At 64.6% G+C, this 19,370-nt stretch carries 17 protein-coding genes; 5 read left to right on the forward strand and 12 right to left on the reverse strand.

What is annotated here, in order from left to right:
* The first annotated feature begins 25 nt into the window (after window positions 1-25).
* Together BTH42_RS16970 and proP are read left to right on the forward strand one after the other, a co-directional pair.
* Window positions 26-298, forward strand: coding sequence for an oxidative damage protection protein (locus BTH42_RS16970; RefSeq protein ID WP_075301439.1), 273 nt, complete (start codon window positions 26-28; stop codon window positions 296-298).
* A 709-nt stretch (window positions 299-1,007) separates the two neighbouring features.
* The gene (proP, locus tag BTH42_RS16975) at window positions 1,008-2,471 is read left to right on the forward strand and encodes a glycine betaine/L-proline transporter ProP (RefSeq protein WP_075301441.1); all 1,464 of its coding nucleotides are present in this window, start codon (window positions 1,008-1,010) and stop codon (window positions 2,469-2,471) included.
* A gap of 173 nt (window positions 2,472-2,644) precedes the next feature.
* Here proP and BTH42_RS16980 read toward each other — a convergent pair whose 3' ends face one another.
* The 7 genes from BTH42_RS16980 to BTH42_RS17010 all read right to left on the reverse strand — a co-directional run bounded on the left by BTH42_RS16980 (window position 2,645) and on the right by BTH42_RS17010 (window position 9,685).
* The gene (locus tag BTH42_RS16980; RefSeq protein WP_075301443.1) at window positions 2,645-3,169 is read right to left on the reverse strand and encodes a metallophosphoesterase family protein; all 525 of its coding nucleotides are present in this window, start codon (window positions 3,167-3,169) and stop codon (window positions 2,645-2,647) included.
* 22 nt (window positions 3,170-3,191) lie between these two features.
* The gene (locus BTH42_RS16985; RefSeq protein WP_075301445.1) at window positions 3,192-3,767 is read right to left on the reverse strand and encodes a TMEM175 family protein; all 576 of its coding nucleotides are present in this window, start codon (window positions 3,765-3,767) and stop codon (window positions 3,192-3,194) included.
* A 117-nt stretch (window positions 3,768-3,884) separates the two neighbouring features.
* Window positions 3,885-4,256, reverse strand: a complete 372-nt coding sequence (locus tag BTH42_RS16990) for a cupin domain-containing protein (RefSeq protein ID WP_075301447.1) — start codon at window positions 4,254-4,256, stop codon at window positions 3,885-3,887.
* Window positions 4,257-4,266: 10 nt separating this feature from the next.
* Entirely contained in the window at window positions 4,267-5,670 is a 1,404-nt protein-coding gene (locus BTH42_RS16995; RefSeq protein WP_075301449.1) for an FAD-containing oxidoreductase, read from the reverse strand.
* A gap of 178 nt (window positions 5,671-5,848) precedes the next feature.
* Window positions 5,849-6,037, reverse strand: a complete 189-nt coding sequence (locus tag BTH42_RS17000; RefSeq protein WP_075301545.1) for a hypothetical protein — start codon at window positions 6,035-6,037, stop codon at window positions 5,849-5,851.
* 177 nt (window positions 6,038-6,214) lie between these two features.
* A complete protein-coding gene (locus tag BTH42_RS17005) occupies window positions 6,215-8,533 on the reverse strand; it encodes a bifunctional diguanylate cyclase/phosphodiesterase (RefSeq protein WP_075301451.1) in 2,319 nt (772 codons plus the stop codon).
* Window positions 8,534-8,887: 354 nt separating this feature from the next.
* Window positions 8,888-9,685: an SH3 domain-containing protein gene (locus BTH42_RS17010; protein ID WP_075301453.1), complete on the reverse strand. Its 798-nt coding sequence runs from the start codon at window positions 9,683-9,685 to the stop codon at window positions 8,888-8,890.
* Window positions 9,686-9,976: 291 nt separating this feature from the next.
* On the opposite strand from BTH42_RS17010, the gene BTH42_RS17015 reads away from it, so the two are divergent.
* Both BTH42_RS17015 and BTH42_RS17020 read left to right on the forward strand, forming a co-directional pair.
* Complete coding sequence (locus BTH42_RS17015) at window positions 9,977-10,552, forward strand: lysozyme inhibitor LprI family protein (protein WP_075301547.1); 576 nt, start codon at window positions 9,977-9,979, stop codon at window positions 10,550-10,552.
* A gap of 175 nt (window positions 10,553-10,727) precedes the next feature.
* Entirely contained in the window at window positions 10,728-11,477 is a 750-nt protein-coding gene (locus tag BTH42_RS17020) for an SDR family oxidoreductase (protein WP_075301455.1), read from the forward strand.
* 117 nt (window positions 11,478-11,594) lie between these two features.
* Here BTH42_RS17020 and BTH42_RS17025 read toward each other — a convergent pair whose 3' ends face one another.
* Window positions 11,595-11,975 carry a helix-turn-helix domain-containing protein gene (locus tag BTH42_RS17025; RefSeq protein WP_075301457.1) on the reverse strand — a complete coding sequence of 127 codons (381 nt, stop codon included), beginning with the start codon at window positions 11,973-11,975 and terminating at the stop codon, window positions 11,595-11,597.
* Window positions 11,976-12,064: 89 nt separating this feature from the next.
* Window positions 12,065-13,501, reverse strand: a complete 1,437-nt coding sequence (locus BTH42_RS17030; protein WP_075301549.1) for a PLP-dependent aminotransferase family protein — start codon at window positions 13,499-13,501, stop codon at window positions 12,065-12,067.
* A 185-nt stretch (window positions 13,502-13,686) separates the two neighbouring features.
* Between BTH42_RS17030 and BTH42_RS17035 the strand changes: the two genes are divergently transcribed.
* Window positions 13,687-16,059 (forward strand): FdhF/YdeP family oxidoreductase, encoded by a 2,373-nt coding sequence (locus BTH42_RS17035; protein WP_075301459.1) that lies wholly within the window; start codon window positions 13,687-13,689, stop codon window positions 16,057-16,059.
* Window positions 16,060-16,098: 39 nt separating this feature from the next.
* Here BTH42_RS17035 and BTH42_RS17040 read toward each other — a convergent pair whose 3' ends face one another.
* From BTH42_RS17040 to BTH42_RS17055, 3 genes are all read right to left on the reverse strand, one after another.
* Window positions 16,099-16,602: a M48 family metallopeptidase gene (locus BTH42_RS17040; RefSeq protein ID WP_075301461.1), complete on the reverse strand. Its 504-nt coding sequence runs from the start codon at window positions 16,600-16,602 to the stop codon at window positions 16,099-16,101.
* 201 nt (window positions 16,603-16,803) lie between these two features.
* Window positions 16,804-17,649 carry a hypothetical protein gene (locus BTH42_RS17045; RefSeq protein ID WP_143752100.1) on the reverse strand — a complete coding sequence of 282 codons (846 nt, stop codon included), beginning with the start codon at window positions 17,647-17,649 and terminating at the stop codon, window positions 16,804-16,806.
* Window positions 17,650-18,171: 522 nt separating this feature from the next.
* Window positions 18,172-19,266: an SGNH/GDSL hydrolase family protein gene (locus tag BTH42_RS17055; protein ID WP_075301467.1), complete on the reverse strand. Its 1,095-nt coding sequence runs from the start codon at window positions 19,264-19,266 to the stop codon at window positions 18,172-18,174.
* Between the last annotated feature and the right edge of the window lie 104 nt (window positions 19,267-19,370).

Raw genomic sequence — 19,370 nt, forward strand, 5'->3', positions numbered from 1 at the left:
ACATCGATTACAGGAGAAGCACAGCATGACTCGTATGGTTCAATGCGCGAAGCTCGGCAAGGAAGCCGAAGGCCTCGATTTCCCGCCGCTGCCGGGCGAACTCGGCAAGCGGATCTACGAAAGCATTTCGAAAGAAGCGTGGCAGGACTGGTTGAAGCAGCAGACCATGCTGATCAACGAAAACCGCCTGAACATGGCCGATCCGCGCGCGCGCCAATACCTGATGAAGCAGACCGAAAAGTTCTTCTTCGGCGAAGGCGCGGACACCGCGTCGGGCTTCGTGCCGCCGTCGGCGTAAGCCGGCGCGTCACCCGCAGCGCCCACCGAAAAATCCGCGCCGCGAGCGCGGATTTTTTTCGCCCGCGTTTCGCCCGCACCTCGCCCGCACCTCGCCTTTCATCTCAAAAATCGGCGTCAAAAATGTTCTAAACGGTTCGCTTTTAAAACCGATGCGACCCCGCTGAAAGCCCCGCCCCGCAATGGATCGAGCGGCATCGCAGGGGGTGTCCGCAAAGCCCGGTTTGCACGATCCTCGCTCATCGTGCTAACATGTGCGTCGTTTCAACGGCAATTCACCTTCATTCGCGTTCGTTTCAAACCGGCTGCGCGCACCCAATCCAGCGCGTGTCCCCACCTGAATCGAGCTGTTTTTAAACAAGAAGGCTCGTCGGTCGTTTCCCCGCGCAAGCGGAAAAATTCAAGACCGGCCTTTTTCGTTTCAAGCCTTCCAGTGGCGCTGGGTCGAGCCTGTCGGCCATCCAGCGTCCGTCATGTACCTGCCCCCCTTCCACGGCCACGCAGGTGCAAAGTCAGCACAATCCAGACGAGTGTTCTTTCGCGACCAGTTCGCGAGGCACGGGCGTTGGTTTTTTTTCTCGACGCCTCCTGTTCCGCCGCCGGGCCACCGGTGCCGCGGCCAGCCTTGCATTGCTCGCGAAATTGCACTCCCCCCGGCAACCGTGGCGGAACGCATCATGAGTTTCGTCGCAGTCATTGGAGTTTTAACCTTGACCGCTTCCAGCAACGGCTTCTGGCGACACCAACAAGAACAACGCCTGTCCCTCGACGACATCACCGTCGTCGATCACTCCCTTCTCAAGCGTGCCGTCGGCGCAATGGCGCTCGGCAACGCGATGGAATGGTTCGATTTCGGCGTGTACAGCTACATCGCTGTCACGCTCGGCAAAGTGTTCTTCCCGTCGTCGAGCCCGTCCGCGCAGTTGATCGCGACCTTCGGCACGTTCGCCGCCGCGTTCCTCGTGCGGCCGATCGGCGGCATGGTGTTCGGCCCGCTCGGCGACCGCATCGGCCGTCAGCGCGTGCTGGCGATGACGATGATCATGATGGCGCTCGGCACCTTCGCGATCGGCCTGATCCCCGATTACGCGACGATCGGCATTCTCGCGCCGGTGCTGCTGCTGGTCGCGCGTCTGGTGCAAGGTTTCTCGACCGGCGGCGAGTACGGCGGCGCGGCGACCTTCATCGCCGAATTCTCGACCGACAAGCGGCGCGGCTTCATGGGCAGCTTCCTCGAGTTCGGCACGCTGATCGGCTACGTGCTCGGCGCGGGCACGGTCGCGTTGCTGACCGCGCTGCTGTCGCACGATGCGCTGTTGTCGTGGGGTTGGCGCGTGCCGTTCCTGATCGCCGGTCCGCTCGGTCTGGTCGGTCTGTATATCCGTATGAAGCTCGAGGAAACGCCCGCGTTCAAGAAGCAGGCCGAAGAGCGTGAAGCGGAAGACCGCGCGGCGCCGCAGCAGTCGTTCGGCCAGTTGCTCGCGCAGCAATGGAAGCCGCTCCTGCTGTGCGTCGGCCTCGTGCTGATCTTCAACGTGACCGACTATATGGCGCTGTCGTATCTGCCGAGTTATCTGTCGGCGACGCTGCACTTCAACGAAACGCACGGCCTGTTCCTCGTGCTGCTCGTGATGGTGCTGATGATGCCGATGACGCTCGCCGCCGGTCGCCTGTCCGACACCGTCGGCCGCAAGCCGGTGATGCTGCTCGGCTGCGTGGGCCTGTTCGTGCTGTCGATTCCGGCGCTGCTGCTGATCCGCATGGGCACGGTGCTGCCGGTGTTCGGCGGGCTGATGATTCTCGGCGTGCTGCTGTCGTGTTTCACCGGCGTGATGCCGTCGGCGCTGCCGGCGCTGTTCCCGACCCGCATCCGTTACGGCGCGCTCGCGATCGGCTTCAATATTTCCGTGTCGCTGTTCGGCGGCACCACGCCGCTCGTGACCGCATGGCTGGTCGACCGTACCGGCAATCTGATGATGCCCGCGTACTACCTGATGGGCGCGTCGCTGATCGGCATCGTGTCGGTGCTCGCGCTGCGCGAGACCGCCCGCAAGCCGCTGCTCGGCTCGGCGCCGTGTGTGGCGTCGCGCGCCGAAGCGCATGCGGTGCTGCGCGGCGAGCGTGAAGCCGAAGAGATGGATGAGCGTTTCGCGGCGGCGGCAATGCGCGCGTAATCAGCCGCGTGCCATCCGCCTGCCATCCGCGTTCCAAGGCGCCACGCGTTCGAACGATTCGAGCGCAGCGGCGCCAACGTAAAACGGGCCGGCGAAGTTCGCCGGCCCCATCGAGATGATCGGTTTGACCGAAACAGCCCGCCCGGCTTTCGCCGGTGCGGGCTTTTTTTATGTCACGTCAGCAGCGCATCGAAACTCGCGCTGACCTGCGCGCTTTCGATCGTCAGCATCCCCGCGCTGATCGGCAGCTTGAAACGCCGCGGCCCGGCGCTGCCCGGATTGACGAACAGCACGCCGTCGCGCTCGACGATCGACGGCTTGTGCGAATGGCCGCTCACCACTACGCGGATACCTTCGTCGCGCGGCACACAGCCGAGGTCGGCGATGTCGTGCACGACCAGAATCGTCACCTGCTGCACGCTCAGCCGCGCATGGGTCGGCAGCGAAGTCGCCCACTCGCCGGTGTCGTTGTTGCCGCGCACGACGGTGAGCGGCGCGATTCGCGCGAGCGCGTCGAGCACCTCCGGCTTGCAGATATCGCCCGCGTGAACGATCGCGTCGCAGCCTTCGAGGTAGTGCAGCGCTTCGGGGCGCACGAGGTTGTGCGTGTCGGAGATCAGGCCGATGCGGGTCGCTGACGAAGGTGACGAAGGTGACGAAGGTGACGAAGGTGACGAAGAGGACGAACGGGCGGTCATGGTTTCGTCGCGAGCAGCGTGCTCACGCTTCCATCACGTGTTCGATGCGCCGGTCCGGCACGAACCACCACGCGGCGGCGAGCGCATACAACACCGCCGATACCCACGGCAGCACGAACGCAAGCCCGATACCGATCAGATAGATCACCACCGACACCTTGCCCTTGAAGTCGGCACCGACCGCCCGCGCGATCGCCGAGTCCCTGCCGTGCTCGGCGATCAGCATATGGATCAGGATGAAATACGCGATCGCGGACATCAGCAGCACGATCCCGTAGGTCGCGGTCGGCCACGCGGCCAGATGGCTTTCGCCGATCCAGTGAGTGACGGCCGGCAGCAACGACAGCCAGAACAGCAGATGCAGATTCGCCCACAGCACGCGGCCGTTGACCTTCTGCACCGCATGGAACGTGTGATGGTGGTTGTTCCAGTAGATGCCGACGTAGATGAAGCTCAGCACGTACGCGCAGAACACCGGCACGACCGGACGCAACGCGGCGAGATCGTGGCCCTCGGGCACCTTCAGTTCGAGCACCATGATCGTGATGATGATGGCGATTACGCCATCGCTGAAGGCTTCGATGCGTCCCTTGCCCATGCGAGTTCCAGTGATGAATGCGGTTAGGCGCACAGCCCGCGCGTTGCGCGCGGGCCGCGCCGCTGCCGATTATCGATGATCGCGCGCGGCTTTGTCGATGCGCTCAGCCCCGCGCATTCAGCGCGCCGGGTCGGGCGGGTAATGCACCGCGAGCCATATGCTGGGCTCCGTCTCGCTGGTCCACGCGACGCGGTGACGGCGATGCGCTTCGATCAGTACATGGTCGCCGGGCCGCAGACGCAGCGGCTCGGACTCGCCGTCGAATTCGAGTGTCGCCGCGCCGCTCAGCAGCACGACCCATTCGGCGCGCGGGCTGTCGTACCAGAAGCCCGGCGGACTCGCCTGCCCGGTCGAGACGATCCGCTCGACCGTCACGCCGCCCCGCTCGACCAGCGTGTCGAACTGCTCATCGGCGGGCGATGACGGTTGCTGCCCGGCGATGGCGGCGAGGTGAGCGAACAGATTGCCGGTGTCGAGTGTCTGTTTCATAGATCGCGCGTCACCGCTCCAACGGCTTCAGGCCATCGAGCAGCGTCGGCACCAGTTCGCTGATCGTCGGATGCACGTGCATCGCGTATTGCAAAGTCGGGTACGGCGCGCCGGCGCTCATGATGTCGATGAACGTGTGAATCGCCTCGTCGCCCTCGATCCCATGAATCGCCGCGCCGAGGATCTGCTTGCTGTGCGCATCGGCGAGCACCTTCATGAAGCCGTCGGTCTCGCCGCGCTCGCGCGCGCGGCCGACCCGCACCATCGGCATCGTTGCGATCAGCGCGTCGCGGCCGCTCGCGCGCACCTCGTCCTCCGACATGCCGACCCGCGCGAGCGGCGGATCGACGAACACCGCGTACGCCATGATCCGCGTATCGACGCTGCGCGCGCCGCCGTCGAGCAGATTGGCCGCGACGATCTGGAAATCGTCATAGGAGGTATGCGTGAACGCGCCGCGACCGTTCACGTCGCCGATCGCCCACACGCCGCGCACGCTGGTGCGCAGTTGACCGTCGACGACGATCATCCCGTGCCGGTCGACCTCGATACCGGCGAGGTCGAGCCCGAGGTCATCGGTATTCGGCTTGCGGCCGGTCGCGAACAGCAGATGCGACGCTTCCATTGCCGGCAGATTCTGCTCGAAGCCGATGCACACATCGGGCGCGCGATGCGGATGCGGCTCGACCCGGGTCGGCTGCACGTTGAAATGAAACTCGATGCCCTCGCGCGCAAGCACCGTGCGCACCGACTCCGCGAAATCGGCATCCTCGCGGCTGAGCACGCGCTCGCCGCGCACCAACACGCTGACGCGGCTGCCGAAGCGGCGAAACGCCTGCGCGAATTCGAGCGCGATATAACTGCCGCCGACGATCACCAGATGATCCGGCAGCTCGGTCAGCTCCAGCAGCGTGGAGTTCGTATAGTGGGCAATCCGCTGGATTCCTTCGAGCGGCGGCACGATCGCGCGCGCGCCGGTATTGATGAAGATTTCGTCGGCGCTCAGCTCGTGCAGCAGCTGGCCATCGCGGCCGCTGATCGCGAGCGTATGCGCGCCGGTGAAGCGCGCGTGCCCATTGAACACCGTGAGATTGCGCGTGCCGCGCAGCCATTTTTCGACCCCGCCGCGCGACTCGCCGATGATGCGATCCTTGCGCGCCTTGACCGCCGCGAGATCGACGCCGATCGAGCCGCCCACCTGCACGCCGAGTTCGCCCGCGTGACGCGCAACGTGCGCAGCGCGAGCGCTCGCCACATACGACTTGGTCGGCGTGCAGCCGACATTCACACAGGTCCCGCCGAAATCGCCCCGCTCGATCACCGCGGTCCGGCGGCCGCTCTGGGCTAGGCGTACCGCGAGCGGCGAGCCGCCCTGTCCGGTACCGATCACGACTGCGTCGAAGTGCTGTGGCATGGCGACTCTCCCGGGGCGGGTGCAGGTCGTAGCATCTTACGCTTAGTGCCACGCGCCGCGATGCGCGAGTCGATACGCGTTTTGCGGGGCAATTCGTTGAGGTGGGTACCGTTGATTACCGCGCGTGGGCCGCCGCGCGATCAGTTCGGATTACTGCTTATCCTTTTCCGCGCGCAACTCACCCGTGGCAGTGCACCGCGCAGATCAATTCGCGCGAGCGTTGCAGCGCCGCCTGCGCGCCGCGCGTCGCGACCACCCAGCCGACCTGGCCGAGATTGAAGTCCTGCGACACCATCACCTGCATCAACGCGACCATCGGCAGCACGACCGACGGCCGGTAAAGCTGGTTCCTGATCAACTCCGACATGATGACTCCCATCGCGCGGCCGCCGCTTCGGCAGCACGCCTGATTAACCGTTTCGATGGGATGAATTGTAGGGAGCGCATCGCCGCCGATAAATAGCGGCAATGCGAAGTCAGTTGTTCGGCAATCTGAACAATCGCGCCGGCACGTGAGCAGCCGGCGCCGCGCGCGGTATGCGCATCAGGTCGCCTTCGCGATCCCGACCGCCGGCCGCGCGTCGCACAGCGTGCGCGCATACGCGCTCGCGCCGACCGGCCGGCTGTACAGATAGCCCTGCTGCTTGTCGCAATCGATCGAGCGCAGAAACGCCGCCTGCGCGGCCGTCTCGACCCCTTCGGCGGTCACGTTCATGCCGAGCGAGTGCGCCATCGCGACGACCGCCTGGGTGATCGCGATCGAATCGCGGTGATCGGGCAGCCCGGCAACGAACGAACGGTCGATCTTCAGGTTATGCAGCGGAAAGCGCTTCAGATACGACAGCGACGAATAACCGGTGCCGAAATCGTCGACCGAAATGCGCACGCCCATCGCGCTCAGCGCGCTGAGCATCGGCAGTACCGCGTCGCTGTCGCTCATCAAGAGGCGCTCGGTGATCTCGAGTTCGAGCGCGGACGGTTCGAGCCCCGACTGTTCGAGGCAGCGTTCGATCCGCTCGAGCAGCCCGTCGGTGAACTGCCGCGGCGACAGGTTCACCGCGACGATCAGATGCGGCGCGAGCGTGCGGCGCCATTGCGCGACCTGCCGGCACGCGTGTTCGAGCACCCATTCGCCGATCTCGACGATCAGGCCCGCGTCCTCGGCGACCGGAATGAATTCGCCCGGCGACACGTTGCCGAGCTCGTTGTTGTACCAGCGCAGCAACGCCTCGGCGCCGATCGTCAGGCCGCTGTGGCTATCGACGATCGGCTGGTACACGAGGCTCAGCTCGTTGGCGGCGAGCGCGCGCCGCAGCGACTGCTCGATCGTGAAGCGGCGCTGCAGATGATGGTTCAGCTCGGCGGTGAAGAACTGGAAGTTGTTGCGGCCGCGCTGTTTCGCGTGATACATCGCCGAGTCCGCGTTGCGCATCAGCGTCGCGACGTCCTGGCCGTCCTCGGGAAACAGGCTAATGCCGATCGACGCGCCCAGGTAGTACTCGTTGCCGGCCACCGCGAACGGCACCGCGATCATGTCGAGGATCCGGTGCGCAAGGCCGATCAGCTCGCCGGTGTTGCCGTACGCGCTCGCGACGATCACGAACTCGTCGCCGCCGACCCGCGCCAGCGTGTCGCCGCGCCCGACGCACGCCGACAGCCGTTCGGCGACGCTGCACAGCAGCGCGTCGCCGGCCTCGTGACCGGCGGTGTCGTTGACCTTCTTGAAGCCGTCGAGATCGACGAACAGCACCGCGACGCTGGCAAGCTCGGCGGCGCCGTCGTCCGCGCCGCGCGACGCGAACAGATCGCGCATCCGCTCGCTCAGATACGCGCGGTTGTAGAGCCCGGTCAACGAATCGCGGGTGGCCAGAAATTTCAGCTGGCGCTGCGCCTCGCGCACCGGGCCGATATCGGAAAACGAAATCAGCACCGAGTCCGGCTCGCTCTCGCCGGGGCGCAGGATCGGCACGACGTTTTCGGTGATCCACACCACCTCGCCGCCGCTCAACTCGATGCCGACGGTCACGCCGAGCATCGGCCGGCCGGTCGCGAACACATGCGCGACCGGGCGGTCGGGGGTATTGATCAGGCAGCCGTCCTCGCTGTACGCGCGCGCGATCACCGTATCGATATGGCGGCCGACGAACTGCGGACTCGCGTGCAGCATCCGTTGCGCGCTCGGATTGCAGGCCAGCACGATGCCGGCGCGCGACTGCACGACGATCCCCTCGCTCAGATGATCGACCACCAGCCGGTGCCGCTCCTCGCTATGCGCGAGGCGCTGCGCCATCGTGTCCTGATGGACCGCGAGACCGACGCTGCCGCCGATGTCGCGCAGCATCGCCTCTTCCTCGGGGGTGGGCCGGCGGGCGACGTGATAGTAGACCGCGAACGCGCCGAGCACGATGCCGACGTCGTTCTCGAACGGCACCGACCAGCACGCGCGCAGCCCGTACGGCAACGCGAGATCGCGGAACGATTCCCACAGCGGATCGGTTTCGATGTCGTCGGCGATCACGAGGCGCCGCTCGAACATCGCGGTGCCGCACGAGCCGACCCGCGGACCGATCTCGGCGCCGTCGATCGCGGCGCTCAACACCGGCGGCAGCGACGGCGCGCCGCCGACGCGCATATGGCGGCCGTCGGGATCGAGCAGCAGGATCGAGCAGGCCGAGCCCGCACCGAGCAGCGCTTCCGCGCGGCGGCAGACTTCGTCGAGCAGTTCCGGCAATGGCGTGTTGCGGGTGATCAGCCGCAATACGCTGCGCTCGGACGCGAGCACCTGCTCGGCCCGTTCAGGCCGGTAGCGCACGCCGTCCGGCGCGGCTGCCGTGATGCCACGTGATGTCGCTTCGCAACTCATAGATGCGCCCCCCAACCGAACATCGGCAAATTAGTGTTCGTGGCACACCCGGGTTTACACGAACCCGGCTCAAAAATCCGCGATGCATCGCGCGCGACGGTTGCGGGGCGAAATGGGCAACCGCCGGTTGATGCGGAAACATCGTACTGCGGTTCTGCTGTGTTGCGGGGTTGCGGTTCTGCGGTTCTGCGGTTCTGCGGTTCTGCGGTTCTGCGGTGGTGCTGCGATAGAGCGGGCGGGGACGCGAGGCGCGGCCGGTGGCGCGTGACCGGGCGGCGCTGCAACGGCTAGCCGCCGGAGCGCCGCGGCCAGCCGCGGTGTCACGCACCCGCCAGCCGCGGCGGGTGCGCGGGATCAGTTGTTGCCGCCACCAGGCGGGTGGTTTCCACCGCCACCGCCACCGCCCGGCGGACGATTACCGCCGCCCTGCGCGCCACCGCCCGGCGGACGATTACCACCGCCACCCTGCGCGCCGCCGCCCGGCGGGCGATTGCCCGCGTTACCCGGCGGCCCGCCTTCCGGCCGGTTGCCCGCGTGGCCGGGAGGTTGTCCGCCGGGACCTTGCCCGCCGGGCGGGCGGCCACCGGCATGGCCGGGCGGTCGATTGCCTTCATTGCCCGGGGGCCGGCCACCCGCGTTACCCTGCGGCCGCCCGCCGCCGTGACCCGGCGGCGGTCCGCCGACGTGGCCCGGCAACGTCTGCCAGTTCGGCGGGTGCCCGGCGCCGGGCCGCGGCGCCGGCGGCGGCGCATGGCGCGCCCAGCGCGACTGCTGGCCGTACCACGGCTGGCCGCGGTAATGATTGCCCCAGTAATCGGAGAGCGAGAACGCGAGAATCGGCAGGCCGATCGCCGCGCCGTAGTTCATCAGCGGCACGTTGCCGCCCTGATACGGCGAACTGAGCAGCGATGCATAAACCCAGCCGCGCACATTCGGCGTGGCCACGTCGCACCACTGATAGTTGCTCAGGCACCCCATCACGGACACCGGGACGCCTCCGGGCAGTTGCGTGACGATCGGGTAATCGGATGCGGGACCCGCGCGCACGTTGACCCGGCTCGTCGTATAGGCCTGCGACTGCGCATCGGCCGCAACAGGCAGCGCCAGCAGTCCCGCCGCCACGTAACAACCCAGAACGAGTTTTTGTTTCATTCTTTCTCCCGTTTTCGAAAGCCGCTTTGAACCAGCCGGCATCAAGGTGCTGCTGAACTCCCCCGACACGCCCCTTCTTATATATAGACGTTGCGGCGCACAAATGACATCCGCGCGCCGCCCGGCCGCCGGCGGGCCCGGCTAGCGTTTGCACGGCGCGTGCCCGCCCGCGCCCCGCGCGGCAAGATCTGGTAACAACCGGCCGAACTGCCGCGCTGTTCGAGCGTGCGCGCAGGGCCCGGGCGACCGATCATCGACGGCATCATCAATCGACTCGCCGCCGGGACCACCATGAACCTCCTCCGCCCACTTGTGCTCGCCGCCGTGCTGCTCGCGCCGCCGTGCGCCGACGCCACCAGCTTCGACTGCCAGCGCGGCCGCTCGCCAACCGAGCGCCTGATCTGCAGCGACGCCGCGCTGTCCGCGCTCGACGACACGCTCGGCCAACTGTACTGGAATGCACGCCGGCGCGTCACGCAGCGCCGGGCGTTTATCGACGACAGCGACAGCAAGTGGACATGGCGCGAAACGAACTGCCGCGATAGCGCGTGTCTGCAAGCGTGGTACACGACCCGGATCGACGAATTGCGGCAACTGCTGGCGAGCCTGCCGGCGGCCGCGCGGCATTCCGCAACCGCGGTCGCGACCGCGTCCGCGACCGGCGGCGCCGCGCCGCTCCGGCAATGCACGGCCGCGCAGCCGGGTCTCGTGGTCAACGAGCAGTGCGCGAGCGTGATCGGACGGCACGGCGGGAAGTGGAAATATCGGCCGGACGGTGGCGACTGGTTCTGCGGTGTCGCCACGCTGAGCGCGGCCGCGACACCGTCGATTGCGGACACAGCGCTGCAGGCGAGCGCCAATCGATGATCAGCGCGCGGCGAGCGCGGCGCGGCACCCTAAGCTAACGGGAGCCGGCGCAAAGACGGGCTCCCGCCAACTCATGCGAAAACTTCGAACGAGTCCATCGGGAAAGTGGTACGGCACGCACGTCGCTGGCGCGCATTATCCGTATCACCAACCCTCACTCTTTCGGAGAAATGAAATGACCCGCTTTCAAAACAGCACTGTTCTGGTCACCGGCGGCAGCAGCGGTATCGGCTTCGCGGCGGCGCAAGCGTTCGCGCGTGAAGGCGCGCGCGCGATCATCACCGGCCGCGACGCCGATGCGCTCGAAACCGCGAAGGCCGCGCTCGGCGATCACGCGATCGCGCTTCGCAACGACGCCGGTTCGGTCGCCGCGGCCCGCGAGCTGGCCGCCGCGCTCGATGCGCAAGGCGTGCGGCTCGACGCGGTGTTCATCAACGCCGGCATCGCGAAGCTCGCGCCGTTCACCGCGATCGACGAAGCGCTGTGGGACGCGACCTTCGACATCAACGTGAAGGGTGCGTACTTCCAGATTCAGGCGCTGCTGCCGCTGCTGAACCGCGGGGCGTCGATCGTGCTGAACGGCTCGATCAACGCGCACATCGGCATGCCGGCGTCGTCGGTGTATGCGGCGAGCAAGGCCGCGCTGATTTCGCTCGCAAAGACGCTGTCGGCGGAATTGCTGCCGCAGGGCGTGCGGGTCAACGTGATCAGTCCCGGGCCGGTGCGCACGCCGCTCTACGGCAAGCTCGGGCTCGACGCCGCGACGCTCGATGCAACCGCCGCGCAGATCGTCGCGCAAGTGCCGCTCGGCCGCTTCGGCACGCCGGACGAACTCGCGTCGACGGTGCTGCACCTCGCGGCGCCGGAGTCGGCGTTTATCGTCGGCACGGAGATCATTGTCGATGGGGGGATGAGTCAGCTTTAAGCACGCGCGGCGCGGAGGCTGGTGTGGCGTAGCGGGTTTGGTGCCGCGCGGACTAGCGCCACGCAGACCAATACCGCGCGCACCGGTGCGGCGCGGATTGGTCCCGCGCGGCACGGCTCAGTGAAGCGTGGGCGGCGTGGCCGGGCCGTCGTCGCCGGCGGGCCCGCTGCCGTCTCCTTCGTCATCGCTGTCGTCGCTGTCGTCGGTGCGGGCGCCCTCGCCCGCGCCTCCGTCGCCATTCCCAAACAGCTCGCCGCACAGATCCGCGCCGAGTTCGCTGAGGCTGGCGGCGCCGGTGCCGTCGTCGTTGACCAGCGTCGTGACGAGACCGCCGTCCGCGAGCGCGGTCAACTGACGCCGCAAGCTGCTCATCGGCACACCCGCCTGCTTCGACAGCTTCGCCAGCGACCACGCGCGCCCCGGCGTCTCGCAATGCGCACGCCATAGCTGCGCGAGAATCGCGGCAAGCTGCGGGTCGAAGTCTTCGTCGTCACTCATGCGGGTCTCCTCGTTCAATTGGGTTTTGGCCACGTCCTTCGGTTGCGTCAATTAACACGCCGTCGCTGCATGCCGCGTGCCATTCACACTCACGCAGCCGCCATCGCGCTCACCAGCTCGCCCAGCGTCTTCAGCGCCGCTTCCGCCTGCGCGGTCCACGGATAGCTGTAATTGAGCCGGATGAAATGCCGGTAGTCGTTACGCGTCGAAAACATCAAGCCCGGTCCGACCGTGATGCCGCGCGCGAGCGCCGCCTGATACAGCTGCATTGCATCGACCTGCGGCGGCAGTTCGACCCACAGCACGTAGCCGCCCTGCGGCGTCGACACCCGCGTGCCGACCGGAAAAAAGCGCAGCACCAGCGCGCTCATGATGCTCGCCTGCTGCCGGTACACACGCCGCAGATGCCGCAAATGACGATCGTAGCCGTCCTGGCGCAGATAGTCGGCGACCGCGACCTGCGGTACCGACGGCGTCGTCAGCGTATTCAGAAATTTCAGCTTCTCGACCTGCGCGCGATACCGTCCCGGCAGCGCCCAGCCGATCCGGTACGACGCGCTCAGGCTCTTCGAAAACGACGCGCAGTGCAGCACCAGTCCTTTGGTGTCGAAAGTTTTCAGCGACGACGGCCGCGTATCGCCGAAATAAAGCTCCTGATAGACGTCGTTTTCGATCGCCGGAATCTCGTGCGCGGCGAGCAGTTCGACCAGTTGCCGCTTGCGCTCGTCGGGCATCCGGAAACCGAGCGGATTCTGGAAGTTCGGCATCACCATGCAGGCCGCGATCTTCTGGCGCGCGATCACCTTCGCGAGCGCATCGATATCGATCCCGTGCTGTGGATGGGTGGTCACCTCGATCGCGCGCATGCCGAGACGCTCGATCGCGTGCAGCATCGCGTAGTAAGTGGGCGATTCGACCGCGACCGTGTCGCCCGGCTTCGCGACCGCCTGCAGGCTCAGATTGATCGCCTCGGTCGCGCCGAGCGTGATGACGATCTCGCCCGGATCGACCGGCAGGCCGTTTTCCGCGTAGCGCCGCGCGATCTGCCGGATCAGCTCCGGATTGCCGGGCGGCAGATCGTCGATCAGGTTCCAGCTCGCGTGGCGCCGCGCGATCGCGTTCGCGTACTGGTTGATGCGCCGCCACGGGAACAGCGACGGATCGGGGTACGGCGAGCCGAACGGCACCGCGTCGTGCGCGCGAATGCTGCGCAGTGTGGACAGCACCAGCCGGCTCACATCGACGGTCGCGGGCACCGGCGGCGGCGCTTTGCGAGCGGTGCGCGACGCCGCCGGCGCTGGGGCAAGCGCGCGGGCGGCATCGTCCCGCACGAAGTAGCCGGACTGCGGCCGCGTCTCGACGATGCCGCGGCTCTCCAGCAGCGCGTACGCGTGCAGCACGGTCTTGATGCTGACGCCATGCTGCTGGCTCGCCTGACGCACCGACGCGATCCGCTCGCCGGCCGCGAACACGCCGCGACGCACGGCTTCGGTGATTTCGTCGGCGAGTTTTTCGTAGAGTTTCACAGGCGGCGTGACGGTTTTGACGGTGGCGCGAGCGGGCTGCAAACACCCAAGGTTCGAGCCTGAGGCACAGTTGTGCAACTGTACTCCTGTTCTTTCCGATTTTCTGTATCCGACGCGCTTTGTGGAACACAGTAGGCTTGCGGGTATCGGCTCAAAGAGCCTCTCGAGTCCCTCCCGTCACCGCCATGAAGAAGAACGAAGTTCGCGCCGCAACCCGCACCGAAGCCCGTGTCGAATCTCGCACTGAACCGCGCATCGAACCGTACAAGCACCCCGCCGCCGGCTGGGGCGCGCTGAAGTACGTCGCCATCAACCTGCTGAAGGAAAAAGTCGCGGGCGGCAACTATCGCACGCTGCTTAAGCAGAACCAGCCCGACGGCTTCGACTGCCCCGGTTGCGCGTGGCCGGATCGCGAGCACGCGTCGACCTTCGAGTTCTGCGAGAACGGCGTGAAAGCGGTGGCCGCCGAGGCGACCAGCAAGCGCGTGACGCCCGCGTTCTTCGAGGAGCACAGCGTCGCCGAACTGATGACGCAATCGGACTTCGAACTCGAACAGCATGGCCGGCTGACCGACCCGCTCGTCTACGACGCGCTGCGCGACCGCTACGTGCCGATCGGCTGGGACGAAGCGTTCGAGCTGATCGCGAGTCATCTGAAGCGGCTCGACGATCCGGACCGCGCGGCGTTCTACACGTCGGGCCGCGCGAGCAACGAGGCCGCGTTCCTGTATCAGCTGTTCGTGCGCATGTACGGCACCAACAATTTCCCCGACTGCTCGAACATGTGCCACGAGGCGACCAGCCGCGGACTGCCGCACACGGTCGGGATCGGCAAAGGCACGGTCACGCTCGACGACTTCGAACACGCGGACACGCTGCTGATCTTCGGTCAGAACCCGGCAACCAACCATCCGCGCATGCTCGGCGAACTGCGCGAATGCGCGAAGCGCGGCGCGACCATCGTGTCGATCAATCCGCTGAAGGAACGCGGACTCGAACGCTTCGCGAGCCCGCAGCACCCGGTCGAGATGCTGACGATGGGCAGCACGAAGATCAGCTCGGTGTTCATCCGCCCGAAGGTCGGCGGCGATTTCGCGCTGATCAAGGGCGTCGCCAAACGCGTGCTCGAACTCGACGACGAAGCGCTCGCATCAGGCTTGCCGCGCGTGCTCGATGTCGAATTCATCGCCGAACACACGGTCGGCTTCGCGGCGTTCGCCGCCGATCTGCGCGCCGAGCGCTGGGACACGATCGTCGCCGAAGCGGGTGTGCCGTTCGACGATGTGCTCAAGCTCGCGGACATCTATGTGAAAGGCCGCGCGGTGATCTCGACGTGGGGGATGGGCCTCACGCAGCACAAGAACTCGGTCGCGACCGTGCAGCTGCTGTCGAACCTGATGATGATGCGCGGCAATATCGGCCGGCGCGGCGCGGGGCTGTGCCCGGTGCGCGGTCATTCGAACGTGCAGGGCGACCGCACGGTCGGCATCGAGGAAAAGCCGACCCAGGCGTTTCTCGACCAGCTCGGCGCAGTCTACGATTTCGAGCCGCCGCGCGAGCATGGACTCGACGTCGTCAATACGATTCAGGCGATGCTCGACGGCAAGGTGAAGGTATTCATCGGTCTCGGCGGCAACTTCTCGATCGCGACGCCGGATACGCCGCGCACGTGGGAAGCGATGCGCGCGTGCGAGCTGACCGTGCACGTGACCACCAAGCTGAACCGCAGCCACCTCGTGCATGGCCGCGACGCGCTGATCCTGCCGACGCTCGGACGCACCGAAATCGATCTGCAGAACGGCGTGTCCCAAGGCGTGAGCGTCGAGGATTCGATGAGCATGGTGCACATCTCGTACGGGATGAACAAACCGGCGTCGGATAATCTGCTGTCCGAAGTAGCGATCGTCGCGCGCATGGCGCATGCGACGCTCGGCAGCGCGAAAGTCGACTGGCTCGCGCAGGCGGCCGACTACGCGCTGATCCGCGACGGTATCGCGAAGGTGATCGACGGCTTTGCGGATTACAACGAGCGGCTGAAAAATCCGGGCGGCTTTCACCTGGGCGTCGCGTCGCGCAATCGCGTGTGGAAAACGCCTAGCGGCAAGGCACAGTTCATCGCACACGCGATCGCGCTCGACACGCCGATTCACCAGGCGCGCGAGCAATACGGCGAACGCCTGATGACGCTGATGACCACACGCTCGCATGATCAGTACAACACGACGATTTACGGTCTCGACGATCGCTATCGCGGCGTGTATGGACAGCGGCGCGTGCTGTTCGCCAATCAGGAGGACCTCGATATGCTCGGCTTCGCGGCCGGTCAGCGTGTCGATATCACGAGTGTTTGGGCCGATGGGATCGAGCGGCGCGTGGATGGTTTTCTGCTGGTCGAGTACGACATTCCGCGCGGCTGTCTCGGCGCTTATTATCCGGAGACCAATCCGCTGGTGCCGCTCTCCTCTGTCGCCGATGGCGCGGGAACGCCGACGTCGAAGTCGATTCCGGTGCTGTTGAGCGCGTCGGCGGTGGAAGTGTCGGAGGCGGTGGCCGCCTGAGTTTCGCGACGGGTCACCGCGCAATGCGGGACCCGTGTTTCAGGCGCTCGCCTTCGCCAGATCGCGATGCGTCAGATACAAACGCAGATCGAATTCGATCTGGTGGTACCCCGGCTGCATGAACTCGCACAGTCGATAAAACGCCTTGTTGTGATCGCTCTCTTTCAGATGAGCGAGTTCGTGCACGACGATCATCTTCAGAAACTCCGGCGCCGCTGATTTGAATAGCGACGCGATGCGGATTTCCTTCTTCGCTTTCAGCTTGCCGCCCTGCACCCGCGAAATACTCGTGTGCAGGCCGAGCGCATGACGCACGACGTCGAGCTTGCTGTCGTAGGTGACCTTGTCGATCTGCTCGGCGCTGCGCAGGTGTTCGCGTTTCAGGTCAGCGCAGTAGGTATAGAGCGCGCGGTCGGTCTGGATCTCGTGCGTGTCTGGATACTTTTTTGCTATGTACGAGCCGAGCTGGTTGGAGGCGATCAGCGCTCGCACTTTGTCTTGCAGCGGTGCTGGGTAGCCGGTCAGGTATTTGAGGTGGGACATGGGGGGTGCGGCTTTCGGCGGCTGAGTGTCCTGATAGTGGACGCGAGAGTTGGCGAATGGGCGTGAGAGATTTCGCTCATTTTACCCGGCGTGGGTCGAGCGCAGGTTTGCGTCCGTTTGCGTCCGTTTGCGGCGCGCAGTCGCGAGCAGCCAACAAAAAATGCCGGCTCGAAAGCCGGCTTTATGCCGACGAACAGGTGTTTAAGTCCCAGCGGCTGATGCCCCGCTAGCGGCGCCCGCGGTTGCCGCGGTCGACGAACTCTTGTAGCGGGCGGCAAGCGAATCTGCGGCCGACTGCACGCGCTCGGTTTGCAGATAATTATCGGGACTGGCGCAATTCGGGGCGAGATGCGTCACATCAGGCGACGAAACCGCCTTACCCGACGAATCAAACGTGAACGACTGCGGGATCTGACCGATCAACTGAACCGGCGCGCCGTTGCTCTGGGCTCGGGTAAGCGCGGCCGCCAAGCCCACAGAGGCCGAATCCTCCGTTTCGCAAGTCCGGATCGGCATCACCGCGAATACCGGCTTACCGGCGAGCGCAGCCCGTTGCGCAAACACGGTCAGATCCTGCACGAACTGGTCGAGCGCGGCTTGCTGCGCGGGATCGCTCGCCGGCGTCCACATGTCGTCGAGATCGAAGTTGACGACTATCCAGTCGCCCGGATCGCTCTTGAATTGATCGTTCGTCGGCGGCAGCGTCTTGTTCTCGCCCGTCACGATCTGATGCAGTGTCGTGCCGTCCATCACCTGCGCCGCCACGCTCGCCGTGATGCCGTCCGCCGTTAGTGCGTTCTGAACGGACTGCACCGTTCGTGTCACATAACTGTCAGTTGCGGTGTCCTTCGAAACTGCACTGGCTCTCACCGGCGTGGCCGAGGCGTATCCCATCACCAGCGGCTCGCCGTACATCGAGATTGTCAGAGGCTTGGCGACTGGCTGGGCCGGCGGCTCTGTGACCGACGGCTCCTCATTGACACTCCCCCCGCCGCAGGCTGACAGGCACAACGCGGCGATCGCTCCCAATATCATCGTTTTTTTCATTCCCGTCCCCGGTGGTTATATTTTCTAATCCTTACCAAAGAATACCTGCGCTGCGAGCCATTAATCAACGGTTTCCTGGACCTCAGATGTACGCTGTTTCGCATGGATGGCGTCGACACGTGAGCGAGCAAGATCCATTGGACGGGGTGAGCCTTACTGGCAACGCGTAGATCAATGCCATTTGAATATTTCACTCCTGCTGCGCGAGAATCAAGGCCGTCGCGCAATATTGCGTTCCTCGACACTCATCCTCACAAACGGCCAGTTCCGCTGCCGTAGATCAACCAGCCAACATTCGCCCATCGAAACCATTTCGGGATACTGATATTTAGCCTATAACGACCATCAGGATCGACTGGTTTCGCAAAAACCGCGAAGCAATTGCGCACGCTGCATCGACAGCAAGCCATCGCGACGGCTTGCTGCGCGGTCCAGCATGAGCCGCACGCGTTAGCCTGGAAATGAAAAAGCCCGTCAGGAGATGACGGGCTTAGCAGGCAATGCTGTTTCTAGCAGATGACTTTAATCGATGACGATCTCGCCTTCATACAGGATATCCACCACTGATAGCTGGTGACTGACGTTATCGGGCAACCTTGCGGTGTTGCGCATCATGATGGTTTTGCTGTTATCGGCGATCTGCTCTCGTGATGCCAACCTGAATTCCACAGGGGTGAATTCCTTGGATACACATGTGGCATTTCTGTAGTACTGGTCGGGCACGCACACGTTCACCAGAAACTTGAAATTGCCTTCATCAAGCGCTGTTCTTCTGAGGGAGAACAAAACCTTCTCACCACCAAAGTTGAAATCGATAACACCATCATTCGGAACTGATATTACTATCAGCGCCAACAGCGTGCCCTTGATCTTGAACCTTACCGTATCGCCTTGCTCGATCCGATAGGCTTCTTCGCTCACCAGCGAGTTCGAGAATGCTTCGAACCTCTCTGTCTGCGAGAATATTTTCCGGAAGACGCCTTCCCTGACAGCCGACTTTGCATTGATGTACCGCCCCTTGGAGATAGGCAAAACGTTCGCATTGGAGCTCCGGCCATGTCCTTGAAGAACTGTCGAAGCCACCATTTCGCCGATCAGTGAGTGTGCTTTTTTCGAATAGTGCGAAGGGTCTCGATACAGGTCAACAGCCGGGGTGAGCTCGCCAGCAATCGACTTGTCGTATAGCTTTTGATTGCAGTCTACGGTCGTCACGCCGTAACGCTCATTTATAAAAGCCACTCCGGAGTTGATCTCCGAGAACGTCGGGTTATCCCAGATGTTCTGCGTGGTCAGCAACGGAGCCACTATCTGAGCAGAGGGAACTTCAGCACGCAGCTTCGCAATCAGTCCCTCGTACGTGCGGGCCCATTGCTTGGCGATCCTCCAACGCGACAACTCGCTGTCATTGAGCGCGTATTCAACCACGATGACGTCCGCTGATCGATGTTTGTCCTTCGCGGTGACCTGCCAAAGGCCAAAATGGCTGAACGTTCCACCGATTGCCAGATTTACCAGATCTATCTTTTTGTCTAGCGATTTTTCAAGGGCGGCGACAAGAAAAGGGACATAGCCATCCTTGAGAACTGAGTTTGATCCGCCAATGATGCAGAGTTTCATACGGTTTTTTGCCGGCGTCGATATACGGTTTTATTACCGACCTAATTTCGAGCCGGCTCCGAAAGGGCGATAGCATACCGTCCCGCAGCAAAGCGGGGAAGGCG

It is taken from the genome of Burkholderia sp. SRS-W-2-2016 (assembly GCF_001931485.1).
GTDB lineage: Bacteria > Pseudomonadota > Gammaproteobacteria > Burkholderiales > Burkholderiaceae > Paraburkholderia.

Coding starts and splice junctions, on each gene's coding strand:
- BTH42_RS16970 (WP_075301439.1), top strand. CDS start 26: ATGACTCGTATGGTTCAATGCGCGAAGCTCGGCAAGGAAGCCGAAGGC.
- BTH42_RS16980 (WP_075301443.1), bottom strand. CDS start 3,169: ATGACCGCCCGTTCGTCCTCTTCGTCACCTTCGTCACCTTCGTCACCT.
- BTH42_RS16985 (WP_075301445.1), bottom strand. CDS start 3,767: ATGGGCAAGGGACGCATCGAAGCCTTCAGCGATGGCGTAATCGCCATC.
- BTH42_RS16990 (WP_075301447.1), bottom strand. CDS start 4,256: ATGAAACAGACACTCGACACCGGCAATCTGTTCGCTCACCTCGCCGCC.
- BTH42_RS16995 (WP_075301449.1), bottom strand. CDS start 5,670: ATGCCACAGCACTTCGACGCAGTCGTGATCGGTACCGGACAGGGCGGC.
- BTH42_RS17000 (WP_075301545.1), bottom strand. CDS start 6,037: ATGTCGGAGTTGATCAGGAACCAGCTTTACCGGCCGTCGGTCGTGCTG.
- BTH42_RS17005 (WP_075301451.1), bottom strand. CDS start 8,533: ATGAGTTGCGAAGCGACATCACGTGGCATCACGGCAGCCGCGCCGGAC.
- BTH42_RS17010 (WP_075301453.1), bottom strand. CDS start 9,685: ATGAAACAAAAACTCGTTCTGGGTTGTTACGTGGCGGCGGGACTGCTG.
- BTH42_RS17015 (WP_075301547.1), top strand. CDS start 9,977: ATGAACCTCCTCCGCCCACTTGTGCTCGCCGCCGTGCTGCTCGCGCCG.
- BTH42_RS17020 (WP_075301455.1), top strand. CDS start 10,728: ATGACCCGCTTTCAAAACAGCACTGTTCTGGTCACCGGCGGCAGCAGC.
- BTH42_RS17025 (WP_075301457.1), bottom strand. CDS start 11,975: ATGAGTGACGACGAAGACTTCGACCCGCAGCTTGCCGCGATTCTCGCG.
- BTH42_RS17035 (WP_075301459.1), top strand. CDS start 13,687: ATGAAGAAGAACGAAGTTCGCGCCGCAACCCGCACCGAAGCCCGTGTC.
- BTH42_RS17040 (WP_075301461.1), bottom strand. CDS start 16,602: ATGTCCCACCTCAAATACCTGACCGGCTACCCAGCACCGCTGCAAGAC.
- BTH42_RS17045 (WP_143752100.1), bottom strand. CDS start 17,649: ATGAAAAAAACGATGATATTGGGAGCGATCGCCGCGTTGTGCCTGTCA.
- BTH42_RS17055 (WP_075301467.1), bottom strand. CDS start 19,266: ATGAAACTCTGCATCATTGGCGGATCAAACTCAGTTCTCAAGGATGGC.